Genomic DNA, 17,311 nt, shown 5'->3' with positions numbered 1-17,311 from the left:
CACTCCACTGGTCAACTAATTACAAAGCAACCTAACTATTACGTTGACATTCGCTGCCTAGGCAGTAACATCTCGACATACATTCACTGCCTAGGCAGTTATTAGGTGAGCACATGAAGCACTTCACCCCGGACGGATTCAAACATTGCTATCTCGGCCTGTTGCTCGGCCGTGCTGCGCTGCTGAAAGACCGGATCATTGACACCCACATGGAACCCCACGGCATCACCGCCGCGCAGTTCAAGGTGTTGATCATCATGGCCCAGTACGGCGTCGACACCCCGGCCGAGCTGTGCCGGCACCTGTCGCTGGACAGCGGTTCGATGACGCGCATGCTCGATCGTCTGGAGCAGAAAGGTTTCCTGGCTCGCCAACGCAGCGAAGGCGATCGCCGTCAGGTGCAGCTCAAGCTCACCGAGCAGGGCCAGCAACTGGCCGATCGCCTGCCGCACATCGGCGCCGATGCAATGAATGAACTGGCCGGCGCCGTCACTACGGACGAGTTGAAAACCCTGGAATACATCCTCAAGAAAATCCTGCTGGCAGCCGGTGACCCGATCACTATCCAGCGCTTAGGTGAACACAATGAGCAGTAAAACCTTGCGCAGCAGCCTGACCCTGGTGCTGTCGGCGATGATCCTCGCCGGCTGCGCCAACTACAGCGGCCTCGACACTCAAGGCAAAAGCCTGGATGCGAAAAGCCTCAACGCCAGCCAGTCCCTCAACGGCGTGACTCTGTCGCCGGCCGCCTGGCCGAAGAGCGACTGGTGGACCAGCCTTGGCGATCCGCAACTCGACGGTCTGATCCGCGAAGCGCTGCACGACAGCCCGGACATGCAGATCGCCGAAGCCCGCGCGCATCAGGCCAGCGCCGCAGCCTATGCCGCCGATGCCGAACGCTATCCGACCCTCGACGCCAGCGCCGGCATCAGCCGTTCGCGCCTGGCCAAGGATCAGGATCCGCGCGGGCAGGGCGATGCTTACGCCACCGTGCGTAACGTCAGCGCCGGTTTCAATTACAACTTCGACCTCTGGGGCGGCCAGCGTGATGCCTGGGAAGCTGCACTCGGTCAGGCTCGCGCTGCCGAAGTCGACCGTCAGGCCGCGCAATTGACCCTCGCCGCCGACGTGGCCCGGGCCTACAGCGATCTGGGTCAGGCGCATATCGTTTACGACCTGGCCAACGACGATCTCAAACGCACCAAACAGATGCTCGATCTGAGCCAGCGCCGCTTGAGTGCCGGGATCGACAGCCAGTACCAGTTCCAGCAAACCCAAAGCCTTGAGGCCAGTTCCGAAGCCAGCCTGATCGACGCCGAAAAACGGTTGAACAGCGCCAAAATCGCCCTGGCCGTGCTGCTCGGCAAAGGCCCGGATCGTGGCAACGAAATCGCCCGGCCGAAAGTCCTGCAAGCCAGCGCCGTGGCGGTGCCGTCGGTGCTGCCGGCGGAACTGCTCGGTCGGCGTCCGGATCTGGTCGCGGCGCGCTGGCGCGTGGAGGCGGCGAGCAAAGACATCGACTCGGCGAAAACCCGCTTCTATCCCAACTTGAACCTCACGGCCTCGGCCGGTGCCGAATCCTTGTTGGGTGACGCGATGTTCGGGTCGGCCAGTCGCTTCTTCAGCATCGCCCCGACCATTTCGGTGCCGATTTTCGACGGCGGGCGCCTGCGCGCCAACCTCGATGCGCGCGACGCCGATTACGATCTGGCGGTGGCGCAGTACAACAAAAACCTGGTGAAGGCACTGGGCGATGTCAGCGACACGATCAACCAGTTGCGTGACATCGGCCGGCAGATCGGCGCGCAGCAACACGCCACCGAGATTGCCCAGGATTCTTACAACACCGTCGTCCAGCGTTACGGTTCCGGCATCGGCAACTACCTGGACGTGCTCAGCATCGAGCAGCAATTGCTGCAGGCCCAGCGTCAGCTGGCCAACCTCAATGCCGAGCAGATCGACCTGTCGATTCAACTGATGCAAGCGCTGGGCGGCGGCTTTCAGGGTGAAACCCTGACCGCAGCCAACGCCACCCCAGCCACGTCGCACAACTAATTCAGGTATTTGTCATGGCCACTGCCGAAAACACCCAAACTCAAGCCAACACCCCCGACACCGGCAATCCGCGCAAGCGCAAAGTGATGCTGCTGGTGCTGGCCGTCGTGGTCCTGCTCGCCGGTGCCGGCGTCTGGGCGTATCACGAGTTTATCGGGCGCTTCAACGAAAGCACCGACGACGCCTACGTCAACGGCAACGTCGTCGAGATCACCCCGCTGGTGACCGGCACCGTGGTCAGCATCGGCGCCGACGATGGCGATCTGGTTCACGAGGGGCAAGTGCTGATCAACTTTGACCCGAACGACGCCGAAGTCGGCCTGCAAAGTGCCCAGGCGAAACTGGCGCGCACCGTGCGTCAGGTGCGCGGCCTGTACAGCAACGTCGATGGCATGAAAGCCCAGGTCAACGCGCAACAGGCAGAAGTGCAGAAGGCTCAGGACAACTACAACCGCCGGAAAAACCTCGCTGCTGGCGGGGCGATTTCCCAGGAAGAACTGTCCCACGCTCGCGACGATCTGACCTCGGCGCAAAACGCCCTGGCCAACGCCAAACAGCAACTGAAAACCACCAGCGCGCTGGTCGACGACACCGTGGTGTCGTCGCACCCGGACGTGATGTCGGCGGCTGCCGATCTGCGTCAGGCGTACCTGACCAACGCCCGTAGCACCCTGATCGCGCCGGTCACCGGTTACGTCGCCAAACGCACTGTGCAACTCGGTCAGCGCGTACAGCCGGGCACCGCGCTGATGGCGGTGATTCCGCTGGATCAGCTGTGGATCGACGCCAACTTCAAGGAAACCCAACTGCGTGACATGCGCATCGGCCAACCGGTGGACATCGAATCCGACATCTACGGCAGCAGCGTGAAATACAGCGGCACCGTCGACAGCCTCGGCGCCGGTACCGGCAGCGCGTTCGCCCTGTTGCCGGCGCAGAACGCCACCGGTAACTGGATCAAGATCGTCCAGCGTGTGCCGGTGCGGATTCACATCAACGCCGAAGAGCTGGCCAAGCATCCGCTGCGGGTCGGTCTGTCGACCAACGTTGAAGTGAACCTGCACGACCAGAGCGGCCCGGTGCTGGCCCAGCAACCACCGCAAAAGGCCTCGTTCAGCACCAACGTCTACGACCGCCAACTGGCCGAAGCCGACGCGATGATTGCGCAGCTGATCCACGACAACAGCGCTGCGGTGAGCAAGACCGCGCAACGCTGAGATCACACTCTTCAGGTGCGGGCTTTTGTGGCGAGGGAGCTTGCTCCCGCTGGGGCGCGAAGCGGCCCCAATAGCTTTGCGACTGCTTCGCAGCCGAGCGGGAGCAAGCTCCCTCGCCACAAAGGTACGCTCCAGGGCGTCAACCCGGTTTCATAGGATTCACAATGAGCAATAACGCCTCTTTCACGCCGCCCAGCCTGTTGCTCAGCACCATCGGCCTGTCGCTGGCGACGTTCATGCAAGTGCTCGACACCACCATTGCCAACGTGGCGCTGCCGACCATTTCCGGCAACCTCGGGGTGAGTTCGGAGCAGGGCACCTGGGTGATCACTTCGTTCGCCGTGAGCAACGCCATCGCGTTGCCGCTGACCGGTTGGCTCAGTCGACGTTTCGGCGAGGTGAAGCTGTTTTTGTGGGCCACCATCCTGTTCGTGCTGGCCTCGTTCCTCTGCGGTATTTCGACGTCGATGCCGGAATTGATCGGTTTCCGCGTGCTGCAAGGTCTGGTGGCCGGGCCGCTGTACCCGATGACGCAAACCCTGTTGATTGCGGTCTATCCCCCCGCGAGGCGCGGTATGGCCCTGGCGTTGCTGGCGATGGTCACGGTGGTGGCGCCGATTGCAGGTCCCATTCTCGGTGGCTGGATCACCGACAGCTACAGCTGGCCGTGGATCTTCTTCATCAACGTACCGATCGGCATCTTTGCGGTGATGGTGGTGCGTTCGCAACTGGCCAAACGCCCGGTGGAAACCAGTCGCCAACCGATGGATTACGTTGGTCTGATCACGCTGATCATCGGCGTCGGCGCGTTGCAGGTGATCCTCGACAAAGGCAATGACCTGGACTGGTTCGAATCGAACTTCATCATCATCGGCGCGGCGATTTCGGTGATCGCCCTGGCAGTGTTTGTGATCTGGGAAATGACCGACCAGCATCCGGTGGTCAACCTGCGGCTTTTTGCCCACCGCAACTTCCGCATCGGCACGCTGGTGCTGGTATTGGGTTACGCCGGCTTCTTCGGCATCAACCTGATCCTGCCGCAGTGGCTGCAGACGCAGATGGGTTACACCGCGACCTGGGCCGGACTGGCAGTGGCGCCGATCGGCATTCTGCCGGTGCTGCTGTCGCCGTTTGTCGGCAAGTACGCGAACAAGTTCGATCTGCGCCTGCTGGCCGGTCTGGCGTTCCTCGCGATCGGCCTGAGCTGCTTCATGCGCGCCGAGTTCACCAACGAGGTGGACTTCCAGCACATCGCCCTGGTGCAACTGTTCATGGGGATTGGCGTGGCGCTGTTCTTCATGCCGACCCTGAGCATCCTGATGTCGGACTTACCGCCGAGTCAGATTGCCGACGGCGCAGGCCTTGCGACCTTCCTGCGCACCTTGGGCGGCAGCTTCGCCGCCTCGCTGACCACTTGGATCTGGATCCGCCGCGCCGATCAGCATCATGCGTACATGAGCGAAAGCATCAGCACCTTCGAACCGGCGACCCGCGAGACCCTGAATCATTTGGGCGGCGCGAGCCAATCGGCTTATGCGCAGATGGATCAAATCCTTACCAGCCAGGCGTACATGCTCTCCACCGTGGATTACTTCACGCTGCTGGGCTGGGGCTTCATGGGGCTGATTCTGATTGTGTGGCTGGCGAAGCCGCCGTTTGCGGCGAAGGCCGGGCCTGCTGCTTCAGGACACTAAGGTCAAAAGCCCCTCACCCTAACCCTCTCCCGGAGGGAGAGGGGACTGACTGAGGGTTTCTTTCGAGGTCCGCCGACCTGGAGCCACCGAGTTGAACTCAGGTTTTGAATAGCATGAAGATCGGCTCCCTTTCCCCCTCGCCCCCCTGGGGGAGAGGGCTGGGGTGAGGGGGTAGCGATCTTCAGCCGTGCGGCAAAGCCAGTGGCGGAGCAAAGTCGAACGGCGCCAGGGCAAACCCGTTCTCATCCACCTGCAACGCCCAACCCTGACGATCCCAATCCCCCAGCACAATCCGCTTCGCCGCCTGCTCACCGAGCTGCAGCTTATGGATCGCCGGGCGATGGGTGTGGCCATGAATCAGGGTTTTCACCCCGTATTCCTGCATGATCCGCGGAATTTCCTCCGGCGTGACATCGACGATGTCATTGGCCTTCATCCGTGTCTGCGCGCGGCTTTCACTGCGCAGCTTGCGCGCCAGTTTGTGACGGGTGCTCAGCGGCAGGTGGCGCAGGATGAACAGGGTGATCGGGTTACGCAGGTAGCGGCGCAGCTTCATGTAGGCTTCGTCGCGGGTGCACAGGCTGTCGCCGTGCATCAGCAGCACTGGCTCGCCATAGAACTGCACGACACTCGGGTCCTTCAGCAGCGTGCAGCCGGCTTCTTTGCAGAAGGCCTTGCCGAGCAGGAAGTCGCGATTGCCGTGCATCAGAAAGATCGCCGTGCCGCTGTCGCTCAATTGGCGCAGGGCCTGGCAGATGGAACGCTGGAAAGGCGTCATGGCATCGTCGCCAATCCACGCCTCGAAGAAGTCGCCGAGAATGTAGAGCGCACTCGCCGAGCGGGCGCGTCCGGCGAGCAAATCCAGAAACGCCCGGGTAATGTCCGGGCGCTCCTCTTCCAGATGCAAGTCTGAAATCAGCAATATCACGCTTCGATGATCTCGGCTTTCTCGATGATCACGTCGTCTTTCGGCACGTCCTGGTGACCGGCCTTGGAAGTGGTGGCAACGCCTTCGATCTTGTCGACGACATCGGTACCGGCAACCACTTTACCGAACACGGCATAACCCCAGCCCTGAGCGGTCTTGGCGGTGTGGTTGAGGAAGCTGTTGTCGGTGGCGTTGATGAAGAACTGCGCCGAGGCCGAATGCGGGTCCATGGTGCGGGCCATGGCCAGGGTGTACTTCTCGTTCTTCAGGCCGTTATCGGCTTCGTTCTGGATGCTGGCGCGCTTGTCTTTCTTTTCCTGCATGCCAGGCTGGAAGCCGCCGCCCTGGATCATGAAACCCTTGATCACACGGTGAAAGACTACGTTTTCGTAGTGACCGGCCTTAACGTATTCAAGGAAGTTGGCAACGGTGATCGGCGCTTTTTCCGCGTCCAGTTCGATGACGATGTCGCCGTAGTTGGTGGTCAGTTTGACTTGAGTCATGATCGCTACTCTTTATAAGGAATTCGTGGTTTTCGGACACTGAGTACCGAAACCGGTTCAGCCTGCATCGGCCAAGGTGCGCAGTTTAGCGTGACAGGCGCGAATTTCGAGGCTGTTTTTCAAATCCCGGCGATTAAATGCGCTCCTTTATAGGCCGTGCTCTGTCAGCCCCTTGACAGCATCGGCTATGATAGCGGCTTTGTTTTGTCTGGCCCCCTTTGCGGCCGCGCACATGTAAGTCAAGGATCCTATGAGCAAGCCCACTGTCGACCCTACCTCGAATGCCAAGTCCGGCCCTGCCGTGCCGGTCAATTTCCTGCGGCCGATCATCCAGGCAGACCTGGACTCGGGCAAGCACACCCAGATCGTCACCCGTTTTCCGCCTGAGCCCAACGGCTACCTGCACATCGGCCACGCCAAGTCGATCTGCGTGAACTTCGGCCTGGCCCAGGAGTTCGGCGGCGTCACGCACCTGCGTTTTGACGACACCAACCCGGCCAAGGAAGACCAGGAATACATCGACGCGATCGAATCCGACGTCAAATGGCTGGGCTTCGAATGGTCCGGCGAAGTGCGCTACGCCTCGCAGTATTTCGACCAGTTGCACGACTGGGCAGTGGAGCTGATCAAGGCCGGCAAGGCCTACGTCGACGACCTGACCCCTGAGCAGGCCAAGGAATACCGTGGCAGCCTGACCGAGCCTGGCAAGAACAGCCCGTTCCGCGACCGTTCGGTGGAAGAGAACCTCGACTGGTTCGCGCGCATGCGTGCCGGTGAGTTCCCGGACGGCGCCCGCGTGCTGCGCGCGAAGATCGACATGGCCTCGCCGAACATGAACCTGCGCGACCCGATCATGTACCGCATCCGCCACGCTCATCACCACCAGACCGGTGACAAGTGGTGCATCTACCCGAACTATGACTTCACCCACGGTCAGTCGGACGCCATCGAAGGCATCACCCACTCGATCTGCACCCTGGAATTCGAAAGCCATCGTCCGCTGTACGAGTGGTTCCTGGACAACCTGCCGGTGCCGGCCAACCCGCGCCAGTACGAGTTCAGCCGCCTGAACCTGAACTACACCATCACCAGCAAGCGCAAGCTCAAGCAGTTGGTGGATGAAAAGCACGTCAACGGCTGGGACGACCCACGCATGTCGACGCTGTCGGGTTTCCGCCGTCGCGGCTACACCCCGGCATCGATCCGCAATTTCTGCGAGATGGTCGGCACCAACCGTTCCGATGGCGTGGTCGACTTCGGCATGCTCGAGTTCAGCATCCGTCAGGACTTGGACGCGAACGCCCCACGCGCCATGTGCGTGCTGCGTCCGTTGAAAGTCGTGATCACCAACTACCCGGAAGGTCAGGTCGAGAACCTCGAACTGCCGCGTCATCCGCAGAAAGAAGAGCTCGGCGTGCGCCAGCTGCCGTTCGCCCGTGAAATCTACATCGACCGCGATGACTTCTTGGAAGAACCGCCAAAGGGCTACAAGCGCCTGGAGCCGAACGGCGAAGTGCGCCTGCGCGGCAGCTACGTGATCCGTGCCGACGAAGCGATCAAGGACGCCGACGGCAACATCGTCGAGCTGCGTTGCTCGTACGACCCGGACACCCTCGGCAAGAACCCTGAAGGCCGCAAGGTCAAAGGCGTGATCCACTGGGTGCCGGCGGCTGCCAGCATCGAGTGCGAAGTGCGGCTGTACGATCGCCTGTTCCGCTCTCCTAACCCGGAGAAGGCCGAAGACAGCGCGAGTTTCCTCGACAACATCAACCCTGACTCACTGCAAGTGCTGACCGGTTGTCGTGCTGAGCCTTCGTTGGGCAATGCACAGCCGGAAGACCGTTTCCAGTTCGAGCGCGAAGGCTACTTCGTTGCCGACATCAAGGACTCGAAACCAGGTCAGCCGGTATTCAACCGTACCGTGACCCTGCGTGATTCGTGGGGCCAGTGATTTAGCGTCAAGGAAATTAACGTGCTGACGATCTACAACACGCTCACCAAGAGCAAAGAAGTCTTCAAGCCGCTGGATGGCAACAAGGTGCGCATGTACGTGTGCGGCATGACCGTGTACGACTACTGCCACCTCGGCCACGGCCGCAGTATGGTCGCGTTCGATCTGGTGACCCGCTGGTTGCGGTTCAGCGGTTACGACCTGACCTACGTGCGCAACATCACCGACATCGACGACAAGATCATCAATCGTGCCCGCGAGAACGGTGAGTCGTTCGAAGCGCTGACCGAGCGCATGATCGCCGCGATGCACGAAGACGAAGCGCGCCTGAACATCAAGAAGCCGGACATGGAGCCGCGTGCCACGGATCACATTCCGGGCATGCACGCGATGATCCAGACCCTGATCGACAAAGGCTACGCCTACGCTCCGGGCAACGGTGACGTGTACTACCGCGTCGCCAGATTCATGGGCTACGGCAAGCTGTCGCGCAAGAAGATCGAAGACCTGCGCATCGGTGCGCGGATCGAAGTCGACGAGTCGAAAGAAGACCCGCTGGACTTCGTCCTGTGGAAAGCCGCCAAACCGGGCGAGCCGAGCTGGGAATCGCCGTGGGGCGCCGGGCGTCCGGGCTGGCACATCGAGTGCTCGGTGATGTCCACCTGCTGCCTCGGTGAAACCTTCGACATTCATGGCGGCGGCAGCGACCTCGAGTTCCCGCACCACGAAAACGAAATCGCCCAGAGCGAAGCGGCCACCGGCAAGACCTACGCCAACGCGTGGATGCATTGCGGCATGATCCGTATCAATGGCGAGAAGATGTCCAAGTCCTTGAACAACTTCTTCACCATTCGTGACGTGCTCGACAAGTACCACCCGGAAGTCGTGCGTTACCTGCTGGTGTCGAGCCACTACCGCAGCGCGATCAACTACTCGGAAGACAACCTCAAGGACGCCAAGGGCGCACTCGAGCGTTTCTACCACGCGTTGAAAGGCCTGCCGAGCGTTGCTCCGGCTGGCGGCGAAGCCTTCGTCGAGCGTTTCACCACGGTGATGAACGACGACTTCGGTACGCCGGAAGCCTGCGCGGTGCTGTTCGAGATGGTGCGTGAGATCAACCGTCTGCGCGAGAGCGATCTCGATGCGGCGGCCGGCCTGGCGGCACGTCTGAAAGAACTGGCGAGCGTGCTGGGTGTGTTGCAACTGGAAGCCGATGACTTCCTGCAAGCGGGCGCCGAAGGGCGTGTCGATGCGGCTGAAGTCGATGCGCTGATTGCTGCTCGTCTGGCGGCACGCGCTGGCAAGGACTGGGCCGAATCCGACCGCATCCGCGACCAGCTCACTGCCATGGGCGTGGTGCTGGAAGACGGCAAGGGCGGCACGACCTGGCGTCTGGCTGACTGATTGCCTGACCTGCGTTAAAACAAAACCCGCCGAGTGCGGGTTTTGTTTTTTCTGGCGGGGCCTTAGCTCAAGGCGCCGGTGCTGACCGCGACGATCAGGAAAATCCCCAGCACTGCGCGGTAAACCACAAACGGCCAGGTGGAGAACTTCTCCAGAAAACGCATCAGGCCCCAGATCGCGAAGAACGCCGAGATGCTGGCGATCACCAGACCGAAAATCAGGTGCCCCCAAACGGCAGCGGGAAGGTCGGCATGGAACAGCACCCACAACTCTTTCAGACCGGCGAGGGCGATCGCTGGCAGCCCGAGCAAGAATGAAAACCGCGCCGCTTCTTCACGCTTGAAGTTGAGAAACAGTGCCGCCGTCAGCGTCGAGCCGGAGCGCGACACCCCGGGAATCAACGCGCCAATCTGCGCGATGCCGACGATCAGCGCATCGCGCAGACGCATTTCGTCGACGCTGCGGCGATGGCGGCAGGTCAGTTCGGCAGCCGCCAGCAGCACCGCCATGACCACGCAGGAAATCCCGATCACCATCAGGCCGCGCAACGGTGAGTTGCAGGCGTTGAGCGTCGATGACAACGCGATCCCGGCAATGCCGATGGGGATGGTCGCCAGCACAATCGCCACCGCGAGGATGAACCAGCGGTTGTTGAAATCCCGCTGGCGCACCGCATCGACGCTGCCGCCGACCACTTGCCGGACATCGCGCCAGAAATAACTGACCACCGCCGCCAGTGCGGCCAGTTGCATCGCTGCGGAAAACGCCGAGCCGGGATCCGGCCAGCCGAGCAGGGCCGGGACGATGCGCATGTGCGCGGTGGAGGAAACGGGCAGTAACTCGGTGATGCCTTGAATGATGCCGAGGAAGCCGATCTGCAGGTAGTCCAGGGAAGCGAAGCCGATATCGAGGCCGGTGGAACAGATGTTGGTCAAAGCACGTGTCCTGTGAGGATCAGGAGGAGGGAGGTGTCTGGATCAAAGGCAGGGCGAAAAGCTGAAACATTTCGTCACAGTCTAGTCGGTTCGGTCAATGGGGGCGGTTTAGTGGTGGTGGAGTGAATGGTCTGACGCCATCGCGGGCAAGCCCGCTCCCACAAGTTTATTTGTGGTTCACCCTTGTTGCGTACAACCCGAAACCCTGTGGGAGCTGGCTTGCCAGCGATGAGGTTCGCCCAGGCAACGATTCATTCAGCCTGGCGCAAACGCTTGTAGAGGGTATTGCGACTCACCCCAAGTCTGCGCGCCAGATGCGAAATATTGCCCCCGGCTGCTTTCAACTCCCGGTTCAATGCCTCCACATCATTCAGATCCAGCCCCAGCGGCTGCACGCTCTCTACCGGCTCCATTTCCAGATCGACAAAAAAATCATCCGGCAGATGCTCCGGCCGCACCGGTTGTTCCTCGGCCATCGCCAGCGCCACCTGCATCACGCTGCTGACTTGGCGCAGATTGCCCGGCCATGGATGCCGCTCGAACAACTCCAGCACTTCGCGGCTGAGTCCGGCCCATTGCGTCGGTTCACGATGCTGCTCCCACAAGCGCTTGAACAGCGCTTCTTTATCACTGCGCTCGCGCAGCGGCGGCAACTCCAGGGTCAGACCGCCGATGCGGTAATACAGGTCTTCGCGAAACCGGCCCAATTGCACTTGCTCGCGTAAAGAGCGGTTGGTCGCCGAAATGATCCGCAGATCCACCGCAAACAACTCGCTGCTGCCCACCGGTTGCACGCAGCGCTCCTGCAACACCCGCAACAACCGCGCCTGAGTCGGCAGCGGCATGTCGCCGATTTCATCGAGAAACAGCGTGCCTTTGTCCGCTTTGCGGATCAGGCCGATGCTGCCTTTCTGGTTGGCGCCGGTGAACGCGCCTTTCTCATAGCCGAACAGTTCTGACTCCACCAGTTCGGCAGGGATCGCCGCGCAGTTGACGGCGATGAACGCCTGTTTGCTGCGCGAACTGGCCTGATGCAGGGCTTTGACGAAGACTTCCTTGCCGACCCCGGTTTCGCCGTGGATCAGCAGCGGGATGTCTTTTTCCAGCAGGCGTTCGGCCTGGCGCACGGCTTTCTCGACGCGGCTGTCGCCAAAGTGCAGGGAGTTGAGGCTGATCGTACCCGGGACTTTGAGCGGCGCTGCGGTGGGCTTGGGTTCGGCAAATACCCTTGGCTGAATAGGCACTTGTTTCGGCCGCTTCAGCAAACACTGAAAACGGTTGCGCCCCGAGGTCTGCAGGGCGAACGGCAAGCCGTCGGGCTGGTTCATCAGTTCCAGCAGCGACACGTTGAACAGGCTTTCGACACTGACCCGCGACAGGCGCACGCCGAGCAGATTGTCCGCCCGGCGATTGGCCGACAGCACCTGACCGCTCTCATCAAAAATCAGCAGCCCCGCCCACTGACTGTCGAGGTTGTTCAACCCGGTGTTGAAGGTCAGTTGAAAGTGCTGGCCGTGGAACAGGTTGAGGATCAGCCGGTTCTCCACGGTCTGGCTCATCATCTTGACCATGCCCAGCGTGTGCGAGGGCGGCAGATAGCTGTCGCTGGACACGTCGAGCACGGCGATGACCTTACGCTCGGCATCGAAAATCGGCGCGGCGGAACCGGTCATGAAGCGGTTGGCCTTGAGGAAGTGCTCATCGTGCTCGATGTGCACCGCTTGTTCGCAGGCCAGCGCGGTGCCGATCGCATTGGTGCCGCTGCAGCGTTCCATCCAGCTCGCCCCGGCGCGAAAACCCCGAGCCAGGTTCGGCTCGATAAAACGCTGGGTGCCCCAGGATGTCAGCACCTGGCCCTGATGGTCGGCGAGCATGATCAGGCAGTTGGAGTTGCTCAGGATGTTCTCGTAATACGGCAGCACTTCCTGATGGGTGGTCTGCACCAGTGCGTGGTGCCGGTCGAGCAACTGCGCGATGCCGGCGGCGGGCAATTGATCGAAGGCCGGAGCGCTCTGATGGTTGAGACCGAAGGCGCGGCAACGTTGCCAGGAATTCTGGACGATCGCGTCATGGGACAGCGGCGGGGCAGGTGCGGCCATGGTGGTGGGCCTCTGATGCAGCGTCTTTATTATTGTTATGACCCACACATTTCCCCTGTAGGAGCTGCCGCAGGCTGCGATCTTTTGATCTTGTTTTAAAAAACAAAAGTCAAAAGATCGCAGCCTGCGGCAGCTCCTACAGGGTGCGTGAACAGTTCATAGAGTGTTGTTCACTATTGTTCATTGTCAATCGCCCAACTGTTCAAATGTGTTCAGCAATGAACGCTCATTCCTCGCGTTTTCAGGCCTTTTCACGACAAATCAACCACTTGCCACTTCTGGCACGAATGTCGCTCTGCTGCACAGGTCGCTTGACTCCAATAATAAAAAAGGCCGAGCCATGTCACTCACCCTGGAGCACGTCAGCCGCACCGTCGAGGGCCAGACCTGGATCGACGATGCCTGCCTGACATTCGAACCCGGATCCTTCAACGTTCTGCTCGGCCGCACGCTGTCCGGCAAGACCAGCCTGATGCGCCTGATGGCCGGTCTGGACAAGCCCGACAGCGGCCGCGTCCTGATGAACGGCGTCGACGTCACCCAGCGCCCGGTGCGCCTGCGCAACGTGTCGATGGTTTATCAGCAGTTCATCAATTACCCGACCATGACCGTGTTCGAGAACATCGCCTCGCCGCTGCGGCAGGCCGGTGTTGCCAAGGACATCATCCACAGCAAGGTGCAGGAAACCGCGAAGATGCTGCGCATCGAGAAGTTTCTGCAGCGCTATCCGCTGGAGCTGTCCGGCGGCCAGCAGCAGCGCACGGCGATGGCCCGGGCGCTGGTCAAGGATGCCGAGCTGATCCTGTTCGACGAGCCGCTGGTCAACCTCGATTACAAGCTGCGCGAAGAACTGCGTCAGGAAATGCGCGAGCTGTTCAAGCTGCGCCACACCATCGCGATCTACGCCACCACCGAACCCAACGAAGCCTTGGCGCTGGGCGGCACTACGACGATCCTGCACGAGGGCCGGGTGATCCAGAGCGGCCCGTCGACCTCGGTTTACCACCAGCCGCAAACGGTGCTGGCGGCAGAGTTGTTCTCCGAACCGCCGATCAACCTGATGCCGGGGCGTATTGCCGGCAACGAAGTCAGCTTCGCCAACTTCGTGCACTTCCCGTTGAACGTCGACCTGCGCCCGGTGGGTGAGGGCGAGTTCCGCTTTGGCGTGCGTCCCAGCCATATCTCGCTGGTGCCGAGCAACGATGACGATCTGGAACTGGCGGTCACCGTCGAAGTGGCGGAGATCAGCGGCTCGGAAACCTTCCTGCACGTGCGCAACGAGCATTTCCTGCTGGTGCTGCACCTGCCGGGGGTTCACGAATACGACGTCGATGCGCCGATCCGCATCTACATCCCGACCCACAAACTGTTCGTGTTCGATGCGCAGGGCCGTCTGGTGCAGGCACCGGGCCGGCGTGTCGCGAGGGTTGCCTGATGGCCGAAATCCGTTTGCAGCACCTCGCCCACAGCTACAGCAAAACCCCGAGCGGGCCTGACGATTACGCGATCCGCGAGATGGACCACATCTGGGAACAGGGCGGCGCCTATGCCTTGCTCGGCCCTTCGGGTTGCGGCAAATCGACCTTGCTCAACATCATTTCCGGCCTGCTCAGCCCCTCGCAAGGGCATGTGCTGTTCGACGGCAAAGCGGTCAACGATCTGACCCCGGAGAAGCGCAACATCGCTCAGGTGTTCCAGTTCCCGGTGGTCTACGACACCATGACCGTGTTCGACAACCTGGCCTTCCCCCTGCGCAATCAGGGCATGGACGAGGCGAAAGTGCACAGCAAGGTGCAGGAAATCGCCGAAGTCCTCGACCTGCAAAATCTGCTGAGCAAGAAGGCGCGTAACCTCACCGCTGACGAAAAACAGAAAGTCTCCATGGGCCGTGGTCTGGTGCGTGACGACGTCTCGGCGATCCTCTTCGACGAACCGCTGACGGTGATCGACCCGCACCTGAAGTGGAAACTGCGACGCAAGCTCAAGCAGATCCACGAGCAGTTCAACATCACCATGGTCTACGTCACCCACGATCAGCTCGAAGCTTCGACCTTCGCCGACAAGATCGCGGTGATGTACGGCGGGCAGATCGTGCAGTTCGGTACGCCACGGGAGTTGTTCGAGCGGCCGAGTCACACCTTCGTCGGCTACTTCATCGGCAGCCCGGGGATGAACCTGATCGAGGTGCAGCCGCAGCCGGGTGGGGTCGGTTTCGCCTCGACGCACTTGCCGTTGTCCGACGCTTTGCAACGGCATATCGAACACGGTCAGTGGAAAAATCTGAAGGTCGGCATCCGCCCCGAGTTCATCCATGTCTGGGACGAGCCGTTTGACGAGGCGATGCAGGCGCGGGTGGTCCACGTCGAAGACCTCGGCACCTACAAGATCCTCACCCTCGACCTCGACGGCGCGCCGCTCAAGGTGCGTCTGGCCGAAGACAAACCGGTGCCGCAGGGCACGGCGTACATCAGTTTTCCGGCACAGTGGCTGATGGTCTATGCCGATGAGTTTCTGCTTGAAGCCGACGACGAGGTGCAGCCATGAACAAGGTGCAGAACAACAAGGCCTGGTGGCTGGTGTTGCCGGTGTTTCTGCTGGTGGCGTTCAGCGCAGTGATCCCGATGATGACCGTGGTCAACTATTCGGTGCAGGACATTTTCGACCAGTCCAGCCGCTACTTCGTCGGCGCCGACTGGTACAAACAGGTGCTGCTCGATCCGCGTCTGCATGACTCGCTGCTACGCCAGTTCATCTACTCGGCCTGCGTGCTGTTGATCGAAATTCCGTTGGGTATCGCCGTCGCCCTGACCATGCCGACCAAGGGCCGCTGGTCGTCGGTGGTGCTGATCATTCTGGCGATTCCGCTGCTGATCCCGTGGAACGTGGTCGGCACCATCTGGCAGATCTTCGGCCGCGCCGATATTGGTTTGCTCGGCTCGAGCCTGAATGCACTGGGTATCAGCTACAACTACGCGGCCAACACCATGGACGCCTGGGTCACGGTGCTGGTGATGGACGTCTGGCACTGGACTTCGCTGGTGGCGCTGCTGTGTTTCTCCGGGCTGCGGGCGATTCCCGACGTGTATTACCAGGCGGCGCGGATCGACCGCGCCTCGGCGTGGGCAGTGTTCCGCCATATTCAGTTGCCGAAGTTGAAAAGCGTGTTGCTGATCGCGGTGATGCTGCGCTTCATGGACAGCTTCATGATCTACACCGAGCCGTTCGTGCTCACCGGCGGCGGGCCGGGCAATGCCACGACCTTCTTGAGTCAGACCTTGACCCAGATGGCGGTCGGTCAATTCGATCTGGGGCCGGCAGCGGCGTTTTCGCTGGTGTACTTCCTGATCATCCTGCTGGTCTCGTGGCTGTTCTACACCGCCATGACCCATTCCGACGCCAACCGCTGAGGGCCCGGCCATGAGCAAAAGAAAGCTGATTCCGCTGCTGATCTACATCCTGTTCCTGCTGGTGCCGATCTACTGGCTGCTGAACATGTCGTTCAAGAGCAACACCGAAATCCTCGGCGGACTGACGCTGTTTCCGCAGGAATTCACCTGGCACAACTACAAGGTGATCTTCACCGACCCGAGCTGGTACACCGGTTATCTCAATTCACTGTATTACGTCAGCCTGAACACGGTGATCTCGCTGAGTGTGGCGCTGCCAGCGGCGTATGCGTTTTCGCGCTATCGCTTCCTTGGCGACAAGCACCTGTTCTTCTGGCTGCTGACCAACCGCATGGCGCCGCCGGCGGTGTTTCTGCTGCCGTTCTTCCAGCTCTATTCGTCGATCGGACTGTTCGATACGCACATCGCCGTGGCCTTGGCGCACTGCCTGTTCAACGTGCCGCTGGCGGTGTGGATTCTTGAAGGCTTCATGTCCGGGGTGCCCAAGGAAATCGACGAAACCGCGTACATCGACGGCTACAGCTTTCCCAAGTTCTTCGTGAAGATTTTCATCCCGCTGATCGGCTCCGGCATCGGCGTCACGGCGTTTTTCTGCTTCATGTTTTCCTGGGTCGAACTGCTGCTGGCGCGCACGCTGACCTCGGTGAATGCCAAGCCGATTGCCGCGGTGATGACGCGCACCGTGTCGGCCTCGGGCATCGACTGGGGCGTGCTGGCGGCGGCGGGGGTGTTGACCATCCTGCCGGGCATGCTGGTGATCTGGTTTGTTCGCAACCACGTGGCCAAGGGCTTTGCTCTGGGTCGGGTCTGAGGAACGCATGATGGAATGGATGAGCTGGACCACCCCCACGGCGGGGTTCTTTATCGCCATCGGCCTGTTGCTGGTGGGCATGACCACCTGGGAATTGCGCTCGCCGAGCATCCTGCGGCGCGGTTTTCTGCCGATTGCCACCACCCGTGGCGATCGCTTGTTTATCGGTCTTCTCGGCAGCGCCTACCTGCATCTGCTGGTAATCGGCGTCACCGACTGGAGCATCTGGGTAGCGTCCGCGCTGTCTCTGGTGTGGCTGTTGGTTGTGATGCGCTGGGGCTAGTCGAGTCGCTCGGCAATCGTGCTC

The 17,311-nt window shown here is 61.0% G+C and carries 15 protein-coding genes; 11 read left to right on the top strand and 4 right to left on the bottom strand.

Translation table 11 applies throughout. The annotated features are described in order from the left end of the window. Positions 1-113 precede the first annotated feature (113 nt). The 4 genes from ACU680_RS13475 (at position 114) to ACU680_RS13460 (ending at position 4,966) form a co-directional block, all read left to right on the top strand. Positions 114-596 carry a MarR family winged helix-turn-helix transcriptional regulator gene (locus ACU680_RS13475; RefSeq protein ID WP_448179685.1) on the top strand — a complete coding sequence of 161 codons (483 nt, stop codon included), beginning with the start codon at positions 114-116 and terminating at the stop codon, positions 594-596. After that, positions 586-2,055: an efflux transporter outer membrane subunit gene (locus tag ACU680_RS13470; protein WP_448179684.1), complete on the top strand. Its 1,470-nt coding sequence runs from the start codon at positions 586-588 to the stop codon at positions 2,053-2,055. Before ACU680_RS13475 ends, ACU680_RS13470 begins: the two co-directional genes overlap by 11 nt. A 14-nt stretch (positions 2,056-2,069) precedes the next feature. After that, positions 2,070-3,272 carry an HlyD family secretion protein gene (locus ACU680_RS13465; RefSeq protein WP_448179683.1) on the top strand — a complete coding sequence of 401 codons (1,203 nt, stop codon included), beginning with the start codon at positions 2,070-2,072 and terminating at the stop codon, positions 3,270-3,272. Between the two features lie 164 nt (positions 3,273-3,436). After that, positions 3,437-4,966 carry a DHA2 family efflux MFS transporter permease subunit gene (locus ACU680_RS13460; RefSeq protein ID WP_027614637.1) on the top strand — a complete coding sequence of 510 codons (1,530 nt, stop codon included), beginning with the start codon at positions 3,437-3,439 and terminating at the stop codon, positions 4,964-4,966. Between the two features lie 181 nt (positions 4,967-5,147). Here the strand turns inward: ACU680_RS13460 and lpxH are convergent, their stop codons facing one another. Beyond that, positions 5,148-5,894, bottom strand: a complete 747-nt coding sequence (gene lpxH, locus ACU680_RS13455) for a UDP-2,3-diacylglucosamine diphosphatase (protein WP_400758860.1) — start codon at positions 5,892-5,894, stop codon at positions 5,148-5,150. Then, positions 5,891-6,397 (bottom strand): peptidylprolyl isomerase, encoded by a 507-nt coding sequence (locus tag ACU680_RS13450; protein ID WP_007961987.1) that lies wholly within the window; start codon positions 6,395-6,397, stop codon positions 5,891-5,893. Before ACU680_RS13450 ends, lpxH begins: the two co-directional genes overlap by 4 nt. A 250-nt stretch (positions 6,398-6,647) precedes the next feature. On the opposite strand from ACU680_RS13450, the gene ACU680_RS13445 reads away from it, so the two are divergent. After that, positions 6,648-8,348 carry a glutamine--tRNA ligase/YqeY domain fusion protein gene (locus ACU680_RS13445; RefSeq protein ID WP_448179682.1) on the top strand — a complete coding sequence of 567 codons (1,701 nt, stop codon included), beginning with the start codon at positions 6,648-6,650 and terminating at the stop codon, positions 8,346-8,348. 21 nt (positions 8,349-8,369) lie between these two features. After that, a complete protein-coding gene (cysS, locus tag ACU680_RS13440) occupies positions 8,370-9,752 on the top strand; it encodes a cysteine--tRNA ligase (protein ID WP_448179681.1) in 1,383 nt (460 codons plus the stop codon). A 62-nt stretch (positions 9,753-9,814) separates the two neighbouring features. Here the strand turns inward: cysS and ACU680_RS13435 are convergent, their stop codons facing one another. Continuing rightward, on the bottom strand, positions 9,815-10,687 hold the full coding sequence (locus ACU680_RS13435; protein ID WP_367084124.1) for an undecaprenyl-diphosphate phosphatase: 873 nt from the start codon (positions 10,685-10,687) through the stop codon (positions 9,815-9,817). A gap of 251 nt (positions 10,688-10,938) precedes the next feature. Further along, positions 10,939-12,786, bottom strand: a complete 1,848-nt coding sequence (locus ACU680_RS13430; protein WP_448179680.1) for a sigma-54-dependent Fis family transcriptional regulator — start codon at positions 12,784-12,786, stop codon at positions 10,939-10,941. 340 nt (positions 12,787-13,126) lie between these two features. Here ACU680_RS13430 and ACU680_RS13425 point away from each other — a divergent pair, with 340 nt between their 5' ends. From ACU680_RS13425 to ACU680_RS13405, 5 genes are read left to right on the top strand one after another with little or no spacing between them, the layout of a single operon-like run. Next, positions 13,127-14,221 carry an ABC transporter ATP-binding protein gene (locus tag ACU680_RS13425; RefSeq protein ID WP_448179679.1) on the top strand — a complete coding sequence of 365 codons (1,095 nt, stop codon included), beginning with the start codon at positions 13,127-13,129 and terminating at the stop codon, positions 14,219-14,221. Further along, positions 14,221-15,330: an ABC transporter ATP-binding protein gene (locus tag ACU680_RS13420; RefSeq protein WP_448179678.1), complete on the top strand. Its 1,110-nt coding sequence runs from the start codon at positions 14,221-14,223 to the stop codon at positions 15,328-15,330. The genes ACU680_RS13425 and ACU680_RS13420 overlap by 1 nt, the downstream gene beginning before the upstream one ends. Then, positions 15,327-16,193 (top strand): carbohydrate ABC transporter permease, encoded by an 867-nt coding sequence (locus ACU680_RS13415; RefSeq protein WP_007961995.1) that lies wholly within the window; start codon positions 15,327-15,329, stop codon positions 16,191-16,193. The genes ACU680_RS13420 and ACU680_RS13415 overlap by 4 nt, the downstream gene beginning before the upstream one ends. A gap of 10 nt (positions 16,194-16,203) precedes the next feature. Next, entirely contained in the window at positions 16,204-17,004 is an 801-nt protein-coding gene (locus ACU680_RS13410; protein ID WP_007961997.1) for a carbohydrate ABC transporter permease, read from the top strand. A gap of 10 nt (positions 17,005-17,014) precedes the next feature. Beyond that, complete coding sequence (locus ACU680_RS13405; protein ID WP_027614647.1) at positions 17,015-17,287, top strand: DUF2160 domain-containing protein; 273 nt, start codon at positions 17,015-17,017, stop codon at positions 17,285-17,287. Positions 17,288-17,311: the final 24 nt, after the last annotated feature.

It is taken from the genome of Pseudomonas sp. LF020 (assembly GCF_053456425.1).
The sequence above is the reverse complement of the archived record's forward strand: the minus strand, read 5'-3'. Positions and strand labels throughout refer to the sequence as shown.